Here is a 21,598-nt window from a genome sequence, read left to right on the forward strand (position 1 = left end):
GAATAGATGTCTGTAATTAAAATCGACAGCGTCAAAGAATTGGTTGAGAAGGCAGGCGAAATTCGCCGCAAACTCGCACTAGGCACAAGACGCATCGGAAATGTGCATATCGGCGGGCCGCTTTCCGCGACGGATGTGGCGGTTGCCCTTTACTATAAATACCTGGAATTTGACCCGGATAATTTGGAAGACCCACACCGAAATCAATTCATTTTAAGCAAGGGCCACAACGGAATTCTGCTTTTCACCATTTTCTGCGATATGGGGATGTACGAGTGGGATTTGTTGCTAGACACCTACAACACAATCGGCCACCCCTTCGGCGCCCACCCCAACCACACCACCGTGAAGGGAATCGAGGTTTCCACCGGATCGCTCGGCCACGGCCTGTCCTGGAGCTGTGGAATCGCAACCGCGAACCGAGACCGGGATATCACATCTCGGGTATTCACCCTGCTGGGCGACGGCGAGATGGAGGAGGGCTCCAACTGGGAGGCCATCCTCTACGCTGCCTCGAAGGGTCTGGACAACATCGTCGCGGTTGTCGACTACAACCACGCCTCGGCAGCGTTCAAGGCCGGCGAGAACATGCACTGGGGCGAGAAAGGCGGCCCGGAGGGTCTAGCCGATTGCTTCCGCGCGTTCGGCTGGAACGCCAAGGTTATCGACGGGGCCAACATGAACGAGATCGACGAGGCCCTTTCGTCGCTTCCGGAAGTCACCTTGCAAGGCAAGCCAAACGTGATTGTCAGCTCCACGATCAAGGGGCAGGGCATCAAGTTCATGTCCGACCGTCCCGTCGCATGGCATATCGGCGGGCTCGACGACGAGCACCTGGAATTGGCGTTAAAACAAATCGATGAATACACAGCACAGCGGCTGGCGGAGGTTAAGTAGAAATGGCAGGTTTCAATTTTTGTTCCGGTGACATGGGCTCCATGATGGAATCCAAGGGCACTGTAACTGCTGAAATTCTCGACATGATCGAGGAGGACAAGCGCGTCTCCTACATCAACTCCGACGCCACTATTCAGACCGGGCGCATGGGCGAGCTGATGCACAAGTATCCCAACAGGGTTCTGGACGTGGGCATCGCAGAGATGAACATGGTCACAATCGCCGCAGGTTTGGCGAAGGAGGGGTACATTCCCTTCGTCCAGACCTTCGGGCCGTTCCTTTGCGTACGCGCTCTCGACCAGATTCACAACGACGTCGCATACAACAACTACCCCGTTCGTCTGATCGGAACCCACGCCGGAATCTCGTCTGGCTACGGGCCAACCCACAACACGATCGTGGAATTTGGCATCATGAATTCGATCCCGAACATGACTATGATCGCTCCGGCAGACGCCGCCCAGTGTAAGAAGGTGCTGCGGGCGTCCCTGGAATACGACAAGCCGATCTACATCAGGATCCCACGCGGCGAAGAGCCGATCATCTACGACCAGGACCTCGATTACCAGATTGGCAAAGCGATCGAGCTCAAATCTGGCAAGGACTTGACGTTCATCGCCGCCGGGATGGGCGTGCGCGGCGCGATTGAGGCCACCAAGGAGCTCGAGAAGGAAGGCTTCGACACCGGCGTGATCGACATGCACACGATCAAGCCGATCGATAAGGAAACGATCTGCAGGGTTGCTTCGTCAACCGGCGCGATCGTGACTATCGAGGACCACAACGTTTTGGGCGGCCTTGGCTCCATCGTGGCGGACGTGCTGATGGAGGCCGGCATCTACAAGCCGCTGACCAAGATCGGCATTCCGGACGAATTCGTCAACTTCGGATATCCCGAAGAGCTGTACCCCCACTACGGCATGGACGGTAAGGGAATTGCCGCCACAGCGCGCAAGCTACTGAAGGGCTAAATCATCACATCCGGAGGGGCAAATACTAATTTTTGCCCCTCCGTCTTCTTTGCCTCCAGCTTGCAGCTTGGTGGCCAAAAACGAAAAGAGATAGTTATGAACAACGAATCACCCTATAGATGGGTAGTTTTAGCTGTTGTAAGTTTGGCGGTTTTTGTCGGCGGTTTTACACAGTTCATGGTGTCACCTTGGGGAGTCGAAATCTCTACAGATTTAGGATTCGATGCAACCGATATTGCCGGCATAGTCCTAGCTCCAATGATCGTGGGAGTACTTCTGAGTCTGCCCGGTGGTACACTCGCCGACCGCTTCGGGGTTAAGAAAGTGCTAGCTGTTGCGCTTGTTATCGCAACTATTGGCGTTTTCCTTCGAATCTGGGCGGATTCCTACGTATTGCTGTTTGCCAGCATGTTCTTGTCTGGCGCATCGGGCACGCTAGCGATGGCGAATTCTCCAAAGATATTAAGTGCGTGGTTTAAGCCACAATCTTTAGGTTTAGCCTTTGGAATTTTCATGGCTGGAGGTGGACTTGGCTCTACTGCCGGCATGGCAGTTGCCCGTCTTTTCCCAAGTTATGTATACGCCTTTTGGGTCTCGGCTTTTGTTATGCTGGCAGTTCTAATTGCCTGGGTGCTATTAATCAAAGAACGCCCAGAAGGCGAGGAGCCTCCACCTCCAGCAGCATCCCCCATCGCAGGTTTGAAGCATGTTATCAAGCTTCCAAATGTCTGGTTGCTTGGCGCCGGAATGGCCTTTCTGACGGCAGCAAATATGACCTACTCATCTCTGCTACCGGTGGGATTGCAGGCGGACAAAGCCATGACCCCCGACCAGTCCGGCGTTGCTTCGTCGGCCATCATGCTTGGCTCGCTACTAGGAAGCCTCGGGGCACCGATAGCGTTAAAACTTTCTCGCGGCCTGTCCAAGCCCGTGATAATAATCAGCGGACTAGCTGGCGCACTCTTCCTGCTACTTTCCTGGTTCATTGCACCTAGCGCATTTTTCATTATTTTCCTCGCTTTGGGCGGTATTGCGTTGGCCATGGCCATGACGGTAATCATGTCTGGCCCCTCGCAGTTGCCAAAGGTCACACCGCAGTCTGTTGGTGCGGCAGGAGGACTAATCTCAACGGTCCAGATGGCAGGCGCGTTCGCCATTCCAACCTGGATCATTACTCCCGTCAGTGGGGGAAATTTCACTCTCATCTTCATTCTGGGCAGCCTATGCGCGCTGGTGATCACCGGGGCATTGTGTTTTATCCCAGAATTCAGCAAGACTAAAGCGTCCTGAGAGCTATTTTTTACCAAAGTGTCGATGCAGCAGATCCATGAATTCCTGTTCCACGGCACAAAGTTCCTCGCTTCGACGCCGGACCGCAATCAGCTGGGTCTCGGCGTCGGAGCTAGGTACTACTGGGACGCAGCGCAGCGGTTCTGGGAAACATCCACGAGTCCATTTTGAAACGAAAAGCAACGCATCAGTCTGTGTGAGAAACTCCTGGCAGGCGTTGACAGAGTTGAAGGCCACGAGCTGTTCCGTAGAGAAATATCTGTTAGGGAAGTCGCTGATACGCATATCTAAAACGAGCAATCTACCGCTTTCGATTTCGCTTCGAGGAACAGTGTCAGCGTCGTAGTAATCAGATTTCGGGCCCACGCAAACATATATCGGGCCGGTGTCCAGCGTAGTGACCTCCAAAGAGCGAATATCTGCAGGCCACATGAACGACTTATCATCCAGATCAGTTCTAACCAGAATGCCGAAAGATGATTTACCTTCGACAACACTTTCGATTACTTCATTTCGGTCAACCTGCTGCAGGTTGAAGCACAAGGAATCTTGCTTGTGCGCAAGAAATAGTTCTAGAAAAAGTCCAGAGATAAAATCGAACTGTTGACTAGTCACATTTAGGCTCTGGACGCGTGCGTTTTCATTATTGCCTAAAGACGCACGAAGGTGGTCCACCAAAGCAACTATGCTTCGAGCCTGACGCAAAAATTCTTTTCCGTCCGCTGTTAGCTGCACTCCGTGAGGTGTTCGTAGAAAAACTTTAGTTCCGAATTCTTGCTCAAGAGCCGCAACAGATTTCGTTAGACTGGGCTGACTAGTGAACAACTCGTAAGATGCCTGCGTTATTGAGCCAAGCTCTGCGATTTTGATTATCTGCTCTAACTGTTCAAAACGCACTTTAGTCACCTTTTCCCTAGGCACTAGCGGCTTAAAAGTGGCAAGCAACTTTTGCGCCGACATCTTGGAGATAACCTGAGAATGTCTATCTGATTCCCAAAATTTTATAAGAACACCCAATCAGATTGACAGAGAAAAGTTAGGTTTTTCAGAAAACAAAATTGTGGTGCCCGGTATGCCCGGGCACCACAAGAATTGGAGACCTAGTAGTGGCTGACCACAACCGTGCCCATCGGCGCCCAGTCGTAGATGAACTTTGAATCAGCCTCGTTCATGTTAATGCAGCCGTTGGAGCCGCCGGGTCCGCTCCATCCGAAGCTCGTCTGCCAGGGTGCGTAGTGGAATGCATAGCTACCGTGGAAGTAGGTAACCCAGCGAACATTCGGTACGACATAACGCGAGCCATCCGGATGGGTGCCGCGCATGGTCTGCGAATTGTATTTCAGATAAACATTGAACTTTCCGGTGACGGTCTCTGCGCCAGGCATTCCGGGAACAATCAGCATCGGACCGCGGACCAGGGTTGCACCTTCATAAGCTGTGCTCGTGTTATTACCCAAATTAATTTCAAGCCATTTTTCTCCCGGAGCAGCTGCATACGCAAGATTCTCCGCGCCTTCCGCGACAACCTTATCTTCGTGCTCGGCCTTGGTGACGTCGAACTCGAACTTGCCTGCGTAGTTCTGGCCATCTTGCAGTTTCGCCACGGCCTCGTTAGCGACTGCATCGGCGTTCTTGACGGTGTAGCCATCCACTGCCTCGACTGCAACTGCCAAGACGTCGCCGCTTTCCGAAACGTTTCGGACACCGTTCTTGGGCTCAACCTTTTCGGCCGCGGCAACCTCGTTCACCCACTCAGTGATCTTGTCGCCGTTCAGCTTCGGGGCTGCGTATGCGTCGTCTTCGGCTTCGATCTGCACCCAGCCGGCCTTGGTCGCAGCATTCGCCTCGTAAGCCTGCGCACGTCCCTGGATGGAAGCAGAAAGCTTCAACAGTTCGTTAGCTTTATTTGCCGTTTCGGTGGCTTGTTCCACGCTGATCGACGGCTCAACTTGAGAAGTGGTCAGCGAAATATCTTGAGTGCTCAAATAATCGATAGCTTTGTCGAGGGTTTCCTTGACCTTATCGACGTCGATAGCGTTGCCACTCTTGCCCTCGCCAGCCTTGAACACGCCCTCGGCCTCATCAAACTTGACTGCGGGGTTCTCGGCGGGGACGCCCGTCTTGGCGATCAGCGCATCCAGAGCTTCCTTCTGCTTGGCCTCATCGGTGGTGGTAACCGGCTCGACGTTCCGACTCTTGAACAAAGCGCCAAGCGAGTTCAGGAAGTTGGAGTTCTTGGCGAAGGCCTCTTTAACGGTAGCGTCGACGTCGACGTTCACACCAAGATCGCTGAGAGCGTAAGAGTTCTGCTCTCCGTTGACCTCTACGTTGACTTTCGTATCGTTCAGCCTTTGAGTCATCTCTTTGGCCACATCTGGCCTGCTCTTGCCGGTGATAGAGAAACCTGCAACGGACGTGCGCGGCAAGCCCTTGCCCGAGAAATAGAAGCAGTACGCCACGACGGACAGCACCAGCAGCAGAACTACTGCCAGAGTCGCCCACAGCGTGATCCGCTTAGCTTTAGACTTGTTTTTAGACACGTTATCCATAATAGCTAGGTACGCCTTTCCCCTTCCAGATGGCTGCGCAATAGCCCGCAAGACCATGTTGAAATTAAAGCAGAATGTTACATTTCAAATAAATTTCGAATTTTTTGTTGCACTTTATTTTTTTCAAAAATTGAGAACAGTTTTTATTTTTAATTAATTTTATGTTTCGCACGGACCGAAATAATCGATGGCGACGATGACATCTGGCACACCTCTTGTTTAGCCATAGCTGCATTCAGATCCCAAATCCTGACCATGCCTGAATCGTCAGAGCAGATGCGTTGATCGTTCTCGAAGAGCCAGACGTCCATGGGGACAACTGAATTCCCTAGTTTGTTTGGAGTTGCGGGATAGCTTAAACCCCAAAAGGCTGACTCTACGAAGATCACCTGAGTGACAACTGCGCTCGAAAGATAGTCCCTACGAGTTCATACACATGTATATGTATGCGATGCGTTAACCATTTTTGAACGAACATTGAAGCTAGTGAACGTTTAAAAACATAATTAGGGGCGGAAGCCTCAGGCTCCCGCCCCTAATATGGTCAAACCGATAATTACTTATGCCTTTTTGACTATAGTTTCGCCTGCCACTTATTTGCCCAGACCAAGTCGTTTGGTTTGCCCTTGAACTCGCTCTTGCCTTCCAGCTTGTCAATCGTCGCGACGATGTTGTCCTCGTTGGAGTGGTACGCGTTCACGTAGCACTTAACCATCGTTGCATCGTGCAGGTGCGTGGTGAAGTTATGACTAACCATGAACGTAGGCACCTCCCAGACATACCAGGGACACTCATTGCTCATCGCGGTCTTCCACTGAATCCGGTAGTTGTTCTGAGCGCCATAACCGACCACCTCGGCAACAATAAGTGCCGCATCAACCTCGTCGCGGTATTTCAGCGTCGGGCCTTTCACCCTAGTGGTGCCGTCGTTTACGGTCACCTCGTAGCCGCGCTTGGTGAGCTCGTCAATATACTTTTGGACCGTTGCGTCGCCGGCGTCATAAATACCGCCGACCTCACCCGAAAGGTAGTACAGCCGAATGCGCTTGTTATCCTTCGGGTTGAGCGGCAGCTGATCGAGAGTGTTCTTGACCAGGGTGATGCCCTTGTCCGCGGCGTCCTTGCGCATTGCCAGGTGCTCCTCGCAACCGACAACCGCCAGGTCTTCCTTCTTCTTCAGCAGAGTGCCGTTGGCTTTCTTCTCGTGCAGGCGCAGCTTGGCCTTCAGGCCGAGGACGCGTCGGTTGGCGTCGTCCAGGCGCTCCTTGGTGATGATGCCCTTCTCGACACCGGCCTTCATGAAGTTGAAGTCCTCGTCGAGGTTGTTGAAGAACAGGAAGCAGTCACAGCCAGCGGCGATAGCGGCCGGTACGTAGTCCTCACGACGCATGGCGGAGGTCATGCCGAGCATGTGCGAGGCGTCGGTGATGACCATGCCGTTGAAGCCAAGCTTGGTCTTCAACAGATCGTTGATCAGCTCCGGTGCCAGGGTTGCAGGCAGGATGTCCTTGTCTTCCAGCTCCGGATTCAGCTTCTTCTGGTACTCAGGCAGAGCGATGTGGCCAGCCATGATCATCTCGACACCATTTTCGATATGCGCGCGATAAACCTTGCCGAAACTGTCCTCCCACTCCTGCGGGCTTAACTCGTTGACACCGAGCACCAGGTGCTGATCGCGTTCCTCGGTGCCGTCACCCGGCCAGTGCTTGACGCAGGTGATGACGCCCGACTCACGCTGGCCCTGCACAAACGGGATCGTGTACTTGATCACGTCGTCGGCGTTGGTGCCATAAGCCCGGGTATTGACGATGGTGTTTCGCCAGTTGAACAAAATATCTACGCACGGGTCGAAGTTAACGGTTGCGCCAATAGCGCTCATTTCGCGGCCAGAAACATAGCCAGCATTGAACGCCACCTCCGTGGAACCGCTGGCCTCGGTCTGCGCGCCAGATGCAATGTAAGTGCCGTCCTTCATGGCGCCGTTGCCGCCCGAGTCGCAGTTGGCGGCAACCAAAAGCGGAATCTTGGAGGCTTTCTGCAGACGATTCAGCAGTTCTTGAACCTGCTCGGAGGTGCCGCCGTGATAGCGGGCGACGCCGATGTGGTAACGCTCCAGGATCTCCTCGGCGGTGTAATCGCTGCCGGAGAAGGTATCGGCTCCGAAATGGAAGAGATTGGTGAAAAGCTGACCAACCTGCTCATCGAGCGTCATCGAAGCCAGAGTATCCTCCACCCATTTAATCTGCCCCTCATCGAGGTTGTACGGAGCAGCGGTTAAATCAACTAGTTCAGCCATCTCTACTTCACCTTTGGCATCGGAACGTCTTTATTACCGGAGATCGTCTCCCACGGAACCTTGTCTGGCAGGTAGCTGTTGAACTCGTCAATGAGTTTCTCCTGATAGCTGCCCGAGTACTTGCCCTTCAAGAATTTGTCTAGTGCCTCGTCTTTGAAACGCTGCCAGGAGTATTTCTCGTTGCCGGGCAGGATCGGGTAGTAAAGGCAACCCGCCTTCTTAGCCGCGTCACGATCGCCTGGTGCGTCGCCGATAAGCATGATCTTTTCGGGATCGTACTTGCCGCTGGCAGCGTACTGGACGTGCTCCGCCTTGGATCCCTGCTCCTGGCCGGCGATCATCTTCATGTAAGGGGCCAGGCCGTGCGCATTCCATTCATATTCGAGCGCATGGACCGGTGTGGCTGAAACGACCATGGTGTCGACATCAGCCTGCATGGCCTCGATGGCTTCGCGGACTCCGGGGAACGGGCCGCAGCCGTGAACCATGTCTGCGATCGAATCGTTCACCGCGTCGCCCCAACGAATCGCGCGTTCGATCGTCTCGGACGGGTGATCCTTGTAGTAGGCAGTTATGCCTTTATCGGAGAGCGGATAATCGGGCGCCTGGGTGAAATCTGTAAGTTCTGGATACTCCGGAATGGTGACGCCACGCTCTGCCACCTCGACACGGTCGCGAAGCAGGTCGAGCAGCTGCTTTAGAGCAAGCCAACGGTTCAACCCGCGAGTGATCGAGCCTAGGTTTACGAAGAGCGCCGTCTGCCTGGCGAGCGTGGAGATTGGCTGTAGATCCCAGTGCTTGATGTAGCAGGGGGTAAAACATTCCTGATGCTTAATATCCATCGCATCCATGGCACAGCCATCAGAGTCGATGCCGACGAAGAACTCCTTCGTCGGTTCGAAATCAACTAGTTCTTGAACGACCTCAGGGTATGTCACGAAAAGCCTCCTCGCTTTTTGGCCTGTACATCAATACTGTGCTGTTTGAGCCGAATTCGCTAGCGAATGCGTCTTGTTGCCCAACGAGGGCCGATAGCTGAGGATAAATTTTGTCAGTCAGGTTATTTAGAATGGTTGTAAAACCACCAAATGCGAGGATTAAACATGATTGAGCTTACCGCCGAACAAATTGACGTCATCAGGCAGTCTGCTCAAAAACAAGGGGCGCAAGATAGCCCCGTTCCGCTTGAAATGCGCCAAGAGCTCCTCGGCCCAATCACAGACCTGGTTTTCGTGCCTCACCATCAGCAACGGACGCTGACCGACGTCTATGGCCAAGACCAGAATTGGTTCACGAACTTGAACGCCGACTGGGAGGCCGCCAAGCAACTGGGCGCGGTGTACATGTTCAGCCCCGATACCGTCACTTTTCCGCTTCACGATCTCACCGACGACGGCCAGCCGATCGTCGCATCCATCAGGCGTAGCTCTCGTCCCGAGGGACTGCCCTGGTACATGGCATATGTGACGCACAAGCACTCCAAAACGTACTCGAACCCGGCAAACGCGTTATGGGATTGGGCTTTCTTCCCTGGTGGCTGGGAAACAATCCTTCCTCCGCTTGCAGATTTGGCCTTGGATGAGAGTTGGGATTTCATCGAGGAGCGCGGTAACAGCAGGAAACCGTACAGCATTCTGCGCAGCTACCTTACGTACACCTTCTACAAACTGCAGAGCGACGGCATGGTCTTCGAGGACGAAGATGCGCAATTCGCCGCGTTTAACACCGGCCTGGTGGACAAAACCTACGAAGCGATTTACGCCTGCTTTACAGCCAACGAGAGGGGCCCGCAGCCCTGGATTTTCCAAGAGTTTTGCTATGCAGGGCAGTCGGGTGCCGGCAAAAAACTGGTTTCCACTTTTAACCCGCTGCCGCCGAGAGCGAAGTATGTGAAGCGTCTTGAAGACTTGGTTTTCGACGGCACCCGACGTCTTGACGCCGATCGCGAGCACATTCTTCTGGACAATATCGACCGTCTGCCGGATGCCTTCCTATCCGAGGAGTTACGCGGCTTCAATGAGGCGTCCTCGTTTCTGGAAAACATCTACTCAACAGCTGACCGTCGGGTGCGCAAAGACAAGTTCTCCGATCTCGCCGAGCTAATCCAAAACGAGCCGAAGTACATGCGCAGGCTAACCAACCGGCTCAACGACGCCATCGAGTTGGCGCAGAAACGCGCGCAGTGGAATTACCGCACCGCAGTTCCCGCCTACTACCCCACTAAGGGCACCATGACCCTCTTGTTGCCGTTAGACCTGACCGACGACGAGCGTCCCGACGTCGCGCTTGTCTCCGAGCTGATGCCCACGGGCGTCTATGTCGGCCACACCATCCTCACGATGCGCATGGCCTACAACAACGCCCGCCTGGTGAGCCGCCCTGATAGCGACTGGTTGAACACGGGCGTCAAGCTGTTCGGCGGCGAGTACGACGAGTAACCACCAGGCTTAGCTTGAGGCCCGCGTTCAGCGTCTCAGGAGGCGACGGCTAGCTTCTCTTGCTTGTCGGCGTAGCGCCAGCGACGCCAAGTTGCGAGCGACACTAGAGCTATCGACATAAGCAACATGCCGGCAGAGAACAAAAGCGCCAGTGATATCGCGTTGTTAGCTCCTCCTCCGCTGATCGCAGCCCGGATCCCCTGGCTCACGTATGTCATAGGCAGCCAAGGCCTGATCACCTGGAAGAATTGCGGGCTGGTCTCGATGGGGAATGTAGCTCCCATCGATCCGATCTGCAGGACGATAAGCACCAGCGAGATGAAGCGTCCCCTGAACCCAAACACTGCCACGCACGCCTGGTTGAAGATGACGAATGCCAGCGAGCCGGCCAGACATACGGCGACGAGTGCAGGCAGGTTTTCCGTCCCCAGCCCCAAAAGCCAATTCGATCCAAGACTGATCAATACTGCCTGGGCCACGCCAAGCAGGATTGCCGTACCTGTGGTTCGTCCCACAGCGATGCGCCACGGCTTATTCTTCAAGCGCCGATCGACCGCTGGGATAACCATGAAAATGCCGATTCCACCAACCCACATGGCCAGCGTCATGAACATCGGGGCGAACCCAGCGCCATTCGAGTTGACCGGATTGTTTCGCAAGGCATTCACTTGGGCAGCGCTTGCCGCTACGTCTGCTCTGTCCTGAGCCTGCTCGGCAGAAACCTTGGGAAGGCTTTGGCGACCCTCTTGAATGCCATCTTTGAGGGAATTTAGACCATCATCGATTTTTCCGCTGCCTTGTTTGGCGGTCGAGCTCGCCTGCTTAAGGGAAGTCAATCCTTCGGACAGCGTCCGACTACCGAACGAAAGCTCGCCTACCCCGGATGACAGAGAACCTTGTCCAGCCGCAAGGTCGTTAGCTCCCTGGAGCAATCTGGTCTGCGCTGATGCGAGAGCCGCGCTGCCGGAAGCTATCTGCTGGCTTCCGCTACCTAACGCGTTTGCTGCGTTTGCCAATCTGGGGACCTTCGAATCTAGCGCTTTCATGCCAAAAGCCAGTTCGCTTGAGCCATCGGATATCTCACTGAATCCAGCGATCAGTGCCGAAGAGTTCAGCCTCGTTTTGTTTTGTTCGTCGTAGGGTCCGACCAGCTTGTTAGCACCTACGTTTAGTCTGTTAACGCCCCCGACAAGACTGTCGTCCTCGCCACCAATAGCCACTACAAGCGACTGGACCCCCTGATTCAACGCCTCGCTTCCCGAATACAGAGATTTTGCTCCGGCAGATAACTGGCCTGCCGCTTGGGATGCCTGAGCCACCCCTGAAGTCAGTTTCTGAGTGCCTGCAACCGCTTGCGGAAGCTGCTCGTTGAGATTAGCGAGCGAGACGCATATCGGATCTTGTCCGGTATGCAAGGCGGCACACGCATTGCTCAGCTGTTGTATCGAGTTAGCCGCTTGGGTGACTCCGGTTTGCAGCTCTGACGCCCCTGCTTTAGCCTGACCCAGTTTTTGGGCCAAGACAACTGAATTATCGCTAAGTGAGGCGAGTCCTGAGTTCAAGTCTGCGGAGCCCTGCCCTAATTTCGCAGCACCCTCCTGCAGAGCGGGCATTTTTGCGTTCAGTTCACCAATTCCCGCTGCCAGTTGATCCGCGCCAGTGGTATAGCGAGAAAGGGCTTCGGCGAACGAAGCCAAGCCGCCCACCAGCTTCGCGCTACCGCTCGCAAGTCGGTCAGTCGCGGAAACCAGCTCGGGCATGTAGCCATTCATAGTCTGAGTGCCTTGGGCAAGCCGACCAGATGCATCGGCGAGTTTCTCGGCACCAGGCGCCGACGCCTGGAGGCCGTCACGTAGTTGAACCGATCCATTGGCCAACGAGTCGGCGCCATTTTGGATTTTGGTAGCTCCATCGGCGAGACGCACGCCTGCTGCGTCAGCACGAACTGCACCATTTTCCAGCTCGCTAAGACCAGAGGTCAGCCTGGCAGACCCATCAGATAGTTGAGCAACCCCATTCTGCGCGTCTGCGAGCTTTTCGTCGACGATGCCGAATCCGTTCAATACGTTATAGATGTACTGGCTTGCGATCTCTGAGGTTAGGGAATTTTCCAGATTGGCGGCTACAGTCGCAGCCAGCGTTCCAGACAAATAGTTGACGCCGTCATCCGTCGTCAGTGATAGCTGCGTCGCTTCGGGCTCTTTTTCGAAGTCACCCAACCCTGCGACCGCAGCAGAAAAATTGGCCGGAATCTTCAGCACTGCCCGGACCTTCCCTTCGGCCAAAGCATCGTCTGCCTCTTGGCTTTCCATCTGCTTCCAGCTGAATCCGCCGTCTCCCGCCAAGAGTTTCTCGGTGAGGCTTTGGCCGACAGCCAAGCGCTGCCCTTCGAACTGCGCGGGTTCATCTTCGTTGACTACTGCTGCTGTAACCCGAGAGATGTTTGCAGTGTTGTCGTGGTAAGCGGAAGTCAGGACGCTCGCGTACAGCAATGGAATCAGTACCAGTGCTGTTACGACAACGGTGTTGGCAACCAGATGCTTTCTTTTCTTCATCAAAACCTTCAATACAGAGGTGTATCCAAAACGAACAGAACTAGAATACACATATGTATCGAACTATGAAATGACGAGTCATCGCTGTTGCACAGATTAGGATCGAAGCATGAGAAATAAGGCCGCCCAAACAATCAGCGCCCGTAGAGCAAAGATGTTGGATCGGCTAGCTACAGAGGTCGCTTCCAAACGACGGAAAGAAACTCAAACCAAATTACTTGACGCTGGTCGAAAACTAATCGTCGAAAAGGGCGTTGGCGCCACCTCTGTCGGCGACATCTGCAAAAAGGCCGGCTTCACACGAGGTGCGTTCTACTCAAACTTTTCTGACATGCCGAGCTTTTTGGTCGACCTGACACGCGGGCTATGGCGCTACATCGTTCAGACGCTTTTGGCACGCATCGGAGAGCCACAAGAAGAGCTTCCAGACGAAATCGAGGAAGTCAACAAACTGCTTGCGGAAAAACTTGGACAATGGATTGAGCGGCAGCCAAAGCGCCAGCAGACACTTGGCCAAATTGCTGGCCAGATAGTTGAGGCTTTGCCAGATGACCAAGAAAGCTATCTACTGATGCAGGAGTTGCGCGGATACGCGTTGCGCTACCCCACTCCCGCTAAACCCATCCGCAGCCTCCTGAAGGAAATCGCGCAAGCGGTAGAGGCCATCATCGACTCGGTACTTACGGCAAACAACGCCTACTCTAAAATCGGCACGCGCGCCCTTCGAAAACTGCTGATCAACTGGGGATACAGCGAAGTATTCGACAATGCGCTGTACGACGACGCAAATAGCCACGACTTATCTTCAGTCGCGGAAGCGCTGATTAAGTTAAAAGACGAGCCCAAAGACGGAAACTAATCCCGCAAGGCCGGCGTGATAAATACGGCCAAACTGCGAAAAATTGACCAAAAACAAAACGGGCGTCGGATAACCGACGCCCGTTAAGTTATTTGCTTTAGTGCAGATCGCTGAAGTCGAGATCATCCAGCGGAACCGCGTCACCGGAACCAGCACCGAAGTCGTAATCGAACGGATCGTAACTCATCGTGAAGGCGCCAGCCTTAGCTTCGGCTGTGGGCTCAACACGGATGTTGCAGTAACGATCCAGACCGGTACCGGCAGGGATCAGCTTACCGAGAATGACGTTCTCCTTCAGACCCTCAAGGTGATCCGACTTGCCGTTGATAGCGGCGTCGGTCAGAACCTTGGTGGTCTCCTGGAATGACGCAGCGGACAGCCAGGAATCCGTAGCAAGAGAGGCCTTCGTGATGCCCATCAGCACCGGGCGACCCTCTGCAGGCTTGCCACCCTCGGTGACAGCCTTACGGTTTTCCTGCTCGTAACGCTGACGATCCACCAGCTCACCCGGCATCATCTCGGTGTCGCCCGACTCAATGACGGTAATGCGACGCATCATCTGACGGATGATGATCTCGATGTGCTTGTCGTGAATCGGCGCACCCTGCGTGGCGTACACCTTCTGAACCTCGGCCACCAGGTGCTCCTGAACCTTGCGAACACCCTGAACGCGCAGGACGTCGTGCGGGTCGATGGTGCCACCAGTCAGCTGATCGCCAACAGAGACGTGATCGCCGTCCTTGATGGAGTGACGAACTCGGTTTGAATCCTCAAACTCCAGGCGAGCACGGCGCGGAATCGAGTACTCGATGTCCGGCTGGCCGTCATCACGGACGATGATCAGCTTGCGGCCACGGTCAGACTCCTCCAGCTTGACGCGGCCATCGGCCTCGGCGATCGGAGCCTTGCCCTTAGGCACGCGGGCCTCGAAGAGCTCGACAACACGAGGCAGACCCTGCGTGATGTCGTCACCTGCAACACCACCGGTGTGGAAGGTACGCATCGTAAGCTGGGTGCCCGGCTCACCAATCGACTGCGCAGCCTGAATACCCACGGCTTCGCCGGCGTCGACAAGCTTGCCGTCCGCCAGGCCACGGCCGTAGCACATGGCGCAGATGCCGACCTGGGACTCACAGGTGAGAACCGAACGAACCTTGACGCGCTCGATGCCGGCAGCCAGCAGCTTCGCAACCTCGATAGAGGTCAGGTCGGTGCCAGCCGGAACAACAACGTTACCCTCGGCGTCAACTGCGTCGACGGCCAGGTTGCGGGCCTCGAGAGAGGTCTCAGCGTTGCTTGCGGCACGAAGCACGCCATCCTCGCCACGAACACCGACGGTCTTGAACAGGCCGCGCTCTGTGCCACAATCCTTCTCGCGGACGATGACGTCCTGCGAGACGTCGACCAGACGACGGGTCAGGTAACCGGAGTCTGCGGTACGCAGAGCGGTGTCGGCCTGACCCTTTCGGCCACCGTGCGTCGAAATGAAGTACTCGAGAACGGTCAGGCCCTCGCGGAAGTTCGACTTAATCGGGCGAGCAATAATCTCACCCTTCGGGTTGGCCACCAGACCACGCATAGCAGCGATCTGACGCATCTGAGTCATGTTGCCTCGAGCACCCGAGTTCACCATCATGAAGATCGGGTTCGTCTTGGAGAAGTTCTTCTCCATCGCGTTGGTCAGCTCGGTCGTAGCGTCAGTCCAAATGTGGATGAGCTCCTGACGACGTTCGTCGTCTGTAACCGCACCCCGCTCGTAGAGCTTGTCGATCTTGGTTGCCTTGGCGTCGTAGGAGGCCATCATGTCTGCCTTGTTGCCAGGAGTCTCGACGTCGCCGATAGAAATCGTGACGCCGGAACGGGTACCCCAGCGGAAACCGAGGTCCTTCAAAGCGTCGAGGGTCTCGATGACGACCGTGCGGGGGTATTCTTCGCTCAGCCTGTTGATGATGGCGCTGATCTGCTTCTTGCCGCAGAGGTAATCCACAAACGGGAAGGACTCCGGCAGAACCTTGTTGAAGATCAACTGGCCCATTGTGGTGTCGATGACTGCAGAGCCATCTGCACGCTTGCGGTCGGCCTGCGATTCAGGCAGAACCATATCCTGCACCTTGACCTTGATCTTCGAACGAATGTCAATCTCGTTCCTGTCGTAGGCCAGGGTGACCTCTTCGGGGCTGCTGAACGCACGTCCCTCGCCGGGCAGGCCGTCGAGATCCATGGTCAGGTAGTACATGCCGATGATCATCTCGTGGCTCGGCAGCGCAACCGGACGGCCGTCCGCAGGCTTCAGAATGTTGTTAGCCGACAGCATCAGGATACGAGCCTCTGCCTGGGCCTCGGAGCTCAGCGGCAGGTGAACAGCCATCTGGTCACCGTCGAAGTCAGCGTTGAACGCGGCACAAACGAGCGGGTGCAGCTGAATAGCCTTGCCCTCGATCAGCAGCGGCTCGAACGCCTGAATACCCAGACGGTGCAGCGTAGGTGCACGGTTCAACAGAACCGGGTGTTCCTTAATGACCTCTTCCAGAACGTCCCAAACATGGGCCCTCTGGCGCTCGACCATGCGCTTAGCGCTCTTGATGTTCTGCGCATAGTTCTGCTCAACCAGGCGTTTCATTACGAACGGCTTGAAGAGCTCCAGAGCCATCTGCGTCGGCAGGCCACACTGGTGCAGCTTCAACTGCGGACCAACGACGATAACGGAACGACCCGAGTAGTCAACACGCTTACCCAGCAAGTTCTGACGGAAACGACCCTGCTTGCCCTTGAGCATGTCGGACAGAGACTTAAGCGGACGGTTGCCAGGTCCAGTGACCGGGCGGCCGCGGCGACCGTTATCGAACAGCGAATCGACCGACTCCTGCAGCATGCGCTTCTCGTTATTAACGATGATCTCAGGCGCACCAAGATCAAGCAGACGCTTCAAACGGTTGTTGCGGTTGATGACACGGCGGTAAAGGTCGTTGAGGTCGGACGTTGCGAAACGGCCACCGTCGAGCTGAACCATCGGACGAAGATCCGGCGGAATAACCGGAACGGCGTCCAGAACCATGCCCTGCATCGAATCCGAATTGCCCTGGAAAGCACGAACCACCTTGAGACGCTTCAGTGCGCGAGTCTTGCGCTGGCCCTTACCAGTCTTGATGATCTCGAGCAGCTTCTCGCATTCGGCGTCGAGGTCGAAATCCGCGAGACGACGCTGAATAGCCTCAGCGCCCATGCAGCCCTCGAAGTACTTGCCGAAACGCTTCTTCATTTCGCGGTAGAGGATCTCGTCGCCCTCTAGGTCCTGAACCTTGAGGGTCTTGAACCTGCTCCAGACGGCGTCCAGGCGGTCGCTTTCGCGCTGCGCACGTTTGCGAATGGCGCGCAGATCCTTCTCACCGGCGTCCTTGATCTTCTTCTTGACGTCGGACTTTGCGCCCTCTTCTTCAAGACGTTCGAGGTCTTCCTCTAGCTTCTTGGAGCGCTCGGCAATGTCGGCGTCGAGACGGCTCGTGATGAGCTTGCGCTCGGTCGAAACCTTAGCCTCGAGGCTCGGCAGATCGCGATCGCGGGCGTCGGTGTCGACCTTCGTGATCATGTATGCCGCGAAGTAGATGACCTTCTCCAGGTCCTTCGGGGCGACGTCGAGCAGGTAACCCAGACGGCTCGGCACACCCTTGAAGTACCAGATGTGCGTGACCGGAGCGGCCAGCTCGATGTGTCCCATGCGCTCGCGACGAACGTTGCTGCGGGTAACCTCCACGCCACAACGTTCACACACGATGCCCTTGAAGCGGACGCGCTTGTACTTACCGCAAGCACACTCCCAGTCGCGGGTCGGGCCGAAAATCTTCTCGCAGAAGAGACCGTCGCGCTCCGGCTTGAGCGTGCGGTAGTTAATGGTCTCCGGCTTCTTAACCTCACCGAAGGACCAATCCCGAATCTGGGAGGCCGAAGCCAGCCTGATTCGGATCTGATCGTAATTAGTGGTATCCAGCACAGTTATCTCTTTTTCCTACTGAAGTCGAAAAGTTGTTTGAGGGTCTGAGCTGGAGGCTCAGATTTCGTCAACAGCGAACGAAGAATCAGCTCCGGGACGCCTAGACAGGTCGATGCCCAAGTCTTCGCTTGCGCGGTATTCGTCATCGCTTTCCCGAAGGTCAACGATCTGGCCGTCCTTGCCGAGCACCTCGACGTTCAGACACAGCGACTTCATCTCTTCGACGAGCACCTTGAACGATTCCGGAATGCCTGGCTCGGGGATGTTCTCGCCCTTGACGATCGCCTCGTAGACCTTCACGCGGCCTGCGACATCGTCGGACTTGATAGTGAGCATCTCCTGCAGCGCCCATGCGGCACCGTAGGCTTCCAGTGCCCAAACCTCCATCTCGCCGAAACGCTGGCCACCGAACTGGGCTTTACCACCCAGCGGCTGCTGCGTAATCATCGAGTAAGGACCGGTGGAACGGGCGTGGATCTTGTCGTCGACCAGGTGGTGCAGCTTCAGCATGTACATGTAGCCAACACCCACCGGCTCCGGGAACTTACGTCCGGTGCGGCCGTCGTAAACGGTGGCCCTGCCGCTGGCGCCGACCAGCTTGTGGCCGTCCTCGGTGGGCAGTCCGTTTTCGAGCAGACCGGTGATTTCTTCCTCGTTGGCGCCATCGAAAACCGGGGTTGCGACTCGCGCACCCGGATCGACGTGGCCTAGGCCAACCTCGCGCAGGCGGTCGGCCCATTCGCCCTCGACGCCGTCGAGGTCCCAACCGGAGTGAGCGATCCAACCGAGGTGAAGCTCGAGCACCTGACCCAAGTTCATTCGGCTAGGAACACCCAACGGGTTCAGAATGATGTCAACCGGGGTGCCATCCTCGAGGAACGGCATGTCCTCGACCGGAAGCACCTTGGAGATGACGCCCTTGTTACCGTGACGGCCAGCGAGCTTATCGCCCTCCTGAACCTTACGCTTCTGGGCGACGTAGACGCGCACCATCTGGTTGACGCCAGGGGGCATCTCGTCGTCGGCCTCGTCGCGGTCGAAGACGCGAACACCGATCACGATGCCGGTCTCGCCGTGCGGAACCTTCATGGAGGTATCGCGAACCTCGCGCGCCTTCTCGCCGAAGATTGCGCGAAGCAGGCGCTCCTCCGGGGTGAGCTCGGTCTCGCCCTTAGGCGTAACCTTGCCGACCAGGATGTCGCCGGTGGTCACCTCGGCGCCGATGCGGACGATGCCGCGCTCGTCGAGGTTGGCGAGCATGTCGTCGGAGACGTTCGGGATGTCGCGGGTGATTTCCTCGGGGCCAAGCTTGGTGTCGCGAGCGTCGACCTCGTGCTCTTCGATGTGAATCGAAGTGAGCAGGTCTTCGCTAACAACGCGCTGGCTGAGGATGATCGCGTCCTCGTAGTTGAGGCCTTCCCACGGCATGAACGCACACAGCAGGTTGCGGCCGAGAGCGAGCTCGCCGTTGTCGGTGGAAGGACCATCGGCCAGAGGCGTGCCCGGCTCGATGTGCTGACCGACGTGGACGATCGGGCGCTGGTTAACGCAAGTGCCCGCGTTCGAACGATTGAACTTCTCCAGACGGAAGGTCTGGTAAGTGCCGTCGTCGTTAGCGATCTCGATCATGTCGGCCGAAACGTCGGTGACGGTACCGGTCTTGTTAGCCATGACGACGTCGCCGACGTCGGTAGCAGTGCGGTACTCCATGCCGGTGCCCACGTAAGGAGCCTCGGTCTTGATCAACGGAACGGCCTGGCGCTGCATGTTCGCACCCATCAGAGCTCGAGATGCATCGTCGTGCTCGAGGAACGGAATCAGTGCGGTTGCGACCGACACCATCTGGCGCGGCGAAACGTCCATGTAGCCGACCTCGCTCGGGGGAACCTCGTCGACGTCACCGAAACGAACGCGAACTGTAACGCGGTCTTCGACGAAGCTGCCGTCGGCGTTGAGCTCCGAGTTCGCCTGAGCAATGTTGTAGCGGTCTTCCTCGGCTGCGGTCAGGTAATCGATCTGGTCGGTTACCTTGCCGTCTACGACCTTACGGTACGGGGTCTCGATGAAGCCGAAGGCGTTGACGCGGGCGAAGGTTGCCAGCGAACCGATCAGACCAATGTTCGGGCCTTCAGGGGTCTCAATCGGACACATACGGCCGTAGTGAGACGGGTGGACGTCACGGACTTCCATGCCCGCACGGTCGCGGCTCAAGCCACCAGGACCAAGCGCGGAAAGACGACGCTTGTGGGTCATCTCGGCCAGCGGGTTGTTCTGGTCCATGAACTGGCTCAACTGCGAAGTTCCGAAGAACTCCTTCAGCGCAGCGGTGACCGGACGAATGTTGATCAGCGACTGCGGGGTGATGGAGTCGACGTCCTGGGTGGACATGCGGTCGCGAACGACGCGCTCCATGCGGCCCATGCCGGTGCGAAGCTGGTTCTGCACCAGCTCGCCGACGGTACGCAGACGACGGTTGCCGAAGTGGTCAATGTCGTCGGCCTCAACCAGGATGTCGACGCCCTCGGAGTTGGTAACCTCCTCTACGCCCTCGTGGAGTGCGCAGATGTAGTGGATCGCTGCGACGATGTCGTCCATGGTCAGGACGCGCTTGTCGAACGGCAGGTTCAGGCCGAGCTTCTGGTTGATCTTGTACCGACCAACCTTTGCCAAGTCGTAACGCTTGTCGTTGAAGTAGTAGTTGTTCAGCAGCGTTTGAGCGGCCTCGCGCGCCGGCGGCTCACCGGGACGCAGACGCTTGTAGATGTCGAGCAGGGCCTCGTCGGTTGTGGTGACGGTGTCCTTCTCCAGCGTCATGCGCATGGACTCATACTGGCCGAACTCCTCGAGGATGCGATCCTCGCTCCAGCCGAGAGCCTTCAGCAGGACGGTGACGTTCTGCTTACGCTTGCGGTCGAGACGCACGCCGACGGTGTCGCGCTTGTCGATCTCGAACTCCAACCAGGCACCGCGCGAAGGAATGACCTTACACGTGTAGATGTCCTTATCGGAGGTCTTATCGGGCAGCACTTCGTAGTACACGCCAGGCGAACGAACGAGCTGGGAAACGACCACGCGCTCGGTGCCGGTGATGATGAAGGTACCCTTGTCGGTCATCAGCGGGAAGTCGCCAATGAAAACGGTCTGGCTCTTAATCTCGCCGGACTCGTTGTTCATGAACTCCGCGGTGACGAACAGCGGCGACGCGTAGGTGGCGTCGCGGTCCTTACATTCCTCAACCGAGTACTTCGGGTTTTCGAAGCGGTAGTCGCGGAAGCTCAGAGACATTGTCTGAGCAAAGTCCTCGATGGGAGAAATCTCTTTGAAGACTTCTTCGAGGCCTGAGACTGTATTGATGTCGGTACGACCCTGTGCCAGGGCTTCGTCCACTTCAGCCTGCCAGTCGGCATTACCGACCAGCCAGTTGAAGGACTTGATCTGCAGATCGAGCAGATTCGGTACCTCTAGCGGCTCAGCGATCTTCGCAAAGGAGATACGCCCGCTAGGCGATATAACATTTCTATTCTTCGAGGCATTGCGCAAGGCGGCCAAGATGCAATCCTTCCAAGAAGGTTCAGTGCACGCTAAACGACCCGAGTCAAATCGGGCACGTGAAAGCGTTAGGGCAAGGATTGACTTTAACCAAAATTAGGCATGTAGGCAAATCTACATAGCAAAAGTAGCCGACAATGTTTCCACTGCCGGTTGAGACTCGCCGAACTATTTTAAAATCGCGAGGCCGTTTCATCACTGAACAT

General features: G+C 56.1%; 12 protein-coding genes. 5 read left to right on the forward strand and 7 right to left on the reverse strand.

Annotation, left to right across the window (positions count from 1 at the left end; genetic code table 11):
- Nucleotides 1-6 precede the first annotated feature (6 nt).
- The 3 genes from HMPREF1255_RS04760 to HMPREF1255_RS04770 all read left to right on the forward strand — a co-directional run bounded on the left by HMPREF1255_RS04760 (nt 7) and on the right by HMPREF1255_RS04770 (nt 3,158).
- On the forward strand, nt 7-897 hold the full coding sequence (locus HMPREF1255_RS04760) for a transketolase (protein ID WP_024111003.1): 891 nt from the start codon (nt 7-9) through the stop codon (nt 895-897).
- Between the two features lie 2 nt (nt 898-899).
- Nucleotides 900-1,868 (forward strand): transketolase family protein, encoded by a 969-nt coding sequence (locus HMPREF1255_RS04765; protein WP_016455355.1) that lies wholly within the window; start codon nt 900-902, stop codon nt 1,866-1,868.
- Nucleotides 1,869-1,964: 96 nt separating this feature from the next.
- Nucleotides 1,965-3,158, forward strand: coding sequence for a nitrate/nitrite transporter (locus HMPREF1255_RS04770; protein ID WP_024111213.1), 1,194 nt, complete (start codon nt 1,965-1,967; stop codon nt 3,156-3,158).
- A gap of 3 nt (nt 3,159-3,161) precedes the next feature.
- On the opposite strand, the gene HMPREF1255_RS04775 is transcribed toward HMPREF1255_RS04770, so the two are convergent.
- The 4 genes from HMPREF1255_RS04775 to HMPREF1255_RS04790 all read right to left on the reverse strand — a co-directional run bounded on the left by HMPREF1255_RS04775 (nt 3,162) and on the right by HMPREF1255_RS04790 (nt 8,941).
- Nucleotides 3,162-4,055 carry a LysR family transcriptional regulator gene (locus tag HMPREF1255_RS04775; RefSeq protein ID WP_196801430.1) on the reverse strand — a complete coding sequence of 298 codons (894 nt, stop codon included), beginning with the start codon at nt 4,053-4,055 and terminating at the stop codon, nt 3,162-3,164.
- Between the two features lie 203 nt (nt 4,056-4,258).
- Entirely contained in the window at nt 4,259-5,698 is a 1,440-nt protein-coding gene (locus HMPREF1255_RS04780) for a L,D-transpeptidase family protein (protein ID WP_197016978.1), read from the reverse strand.
- A 583-nt stretch (nt 5,699-6,281) separates the two neighbouring features.
- Nucleotides 6,282-8,003, reverse strand: coding sequence for a glycoside hydrolase family 3 protein (locus HMPREF1255_RS04785; protein ID WP_024111207.1), 1,722 nt, complete (start codon nt 8,001-8,003; stop codon nt 6,282-6,284).
- Between the two features lie 2 nt (nt 8,004-8,005).
- Nucleotides 8,006-8,941, reverse strand: coding sequence for an HAD family hydrolase (locus HMPREF1255_RS04790; protein ID WP_024111268.1), 936 nt, complete (start codon nt 8,939-8,941; stop codon nt 8,006-8,008).
- A gap of 165 nt (nt 8,942-9,106) precedes the next feature.
- On the opposite strand from HMPREF1255_RS04790, the gene HMPREF1255_RS04795 reads away from it, so the two are divergent.
- Nucleotides 9,107-10,441, forward strand: coding sequence for a DUF3825 domain-containing protein (locus HMPREF1255_RS04795; protein ID WP_024111118.1), 1,335 nt, complete (start codon nt 9,107-9,109; stop codon nt 10,439-10,441).
- 35 nt (nt 10,442-10,476) lie between these two features.
- Here HMPREF1255_RS04795 and HMPREF1255_RS04800 read toward each other — a convergent pair whose 3' ends face one another.
- Nucleotides 10,477-12,996, reverse strand: a complete 2,520-nt coding sequence (locus tag HMPREF1255_RS04800; protein WP_036917175.1) for a YhgE/Pip domain-containing protein — start codon at nt 12,994-12,996, stop codon at nt 10,477-10,479.
- A gap of 109 nt (nt 12,997-13,105) precedes the next feature.
- Between HMPREF1255_RS04800 and HMPREF1255_RS04805 the strand changes: the two genes are divergently transcribed.
- Nucleotides 13,106-13,855, forward strand: coding sequence for a TetR/AcrR family transcriptional regulator (locus tag HMPREF1255_RS04805; protein ID WP_024111219.1), 750 nt, complete (start codon nt 13,106-13,108; stop codon nt 13,853-13,855).
- Nucleotides 13,856-13,952: 97 nt separating this feature from the next.
- On the opposite strand, the gene HMPREF1255_RS04810 is transcribed toward HMPREF1255_RS04805, so the two are convergent.
- Together HMPREF1255_RS04810 and HMPREF1255_RS04815 are read right to left on the reverse strand one after the other, a co-directional pair.
- Complete coding sequence (locus HMPREF1255_RS04810; protein WP_016455342.1) at nt 13,953-17,843, reverse strand: DNA-directed RNA polymerase subunit beta'; 3,891 nt, start codon at nt 17,841-17,843, stop codon at nt 13,953-13,955.
- Nucleotides 17,844-17,900: 57 nt separating this feature from the next.
- A complete protein-coding gene (locus HMPREF1255_RS04815) occupies nt 17,901-21,392 on the reverse strand; it encodes a DNA-directed RNA polymerase subunit beta (protein ID WP_024111255.1) in 3,492 nt (1,163 codons plus the stop codon).
- Nucleotides 21,393-21,598: the final 206 nt, after the last annotated feature.

Source organism: Propionimicrobium sp. BV2F7 (genome assembly GCF_000510445.1).
GTDB classification, from domain to species: Bacteria; Actinomycetota; Actinomycetes; order Propionibacteriales; family Propionibacteriaceae; genus Propionimicrobium; species Propionimicrobium lymphophilum.

What these genes read in the sequence shown, in the direction of transcription:
- HMPREF1255_RS04805 (WP_024111219.1), top strand. Translation starts at nt 13,106, where the DNA reads ATGAGAAATAAGGCCGCCCAAACAATCAGCGCCCGTAGAGCAAAGATG.
- HMPREF1255_RS04760 (WP_024111003.1), top strand. Translation starts at nt 7, where the DNA reads ATGTCTGTAATTAAAATCGACAGCGTCAAAGAATTGGTTGAGAAGGCA.
- HMPREF1255_RS04785 (WP_024111207.1), bottom strand. Translation starts at nt 8,003, where the DNA reads ATGGCTGAACTAGTTGATTTAACCGCTGCTCCGTACAACCTCGATGAG.
- HMPREF1255_RS04795 (WP_024111118.1), top strand. Translation starts at nt 9,107, where the DNA reads ATGATTGAGCTTACCGCCGAACAAATTGACGTCATCAGGCAGTCTGCT.
- HMPREF1255_RS04765 (WP_016455355.1), top strand. Translation starts at nt 900, where the DNA reads ATGGCAGGTTTCAATTTTTGTTCCGGTGACATGGGCTCCATGATGGAA.
- HMPREF1255_RS04770 (WP_024111213.1), top strand. Translation starts at nt 1,965, where the DNA reads ATGAACAACGAATCACCCTATAGATGGGTAGTTTTAGCTGTTGTAAGT.
- HMPREF1255_RS04800 (WP_036917175.1), bottom strand. Translation starts at nt 12,996, where the DNA reads ATGAAGAAAAGAAAGCATCTGGTTGCCAACACCGTTGTCGTAACAGCA.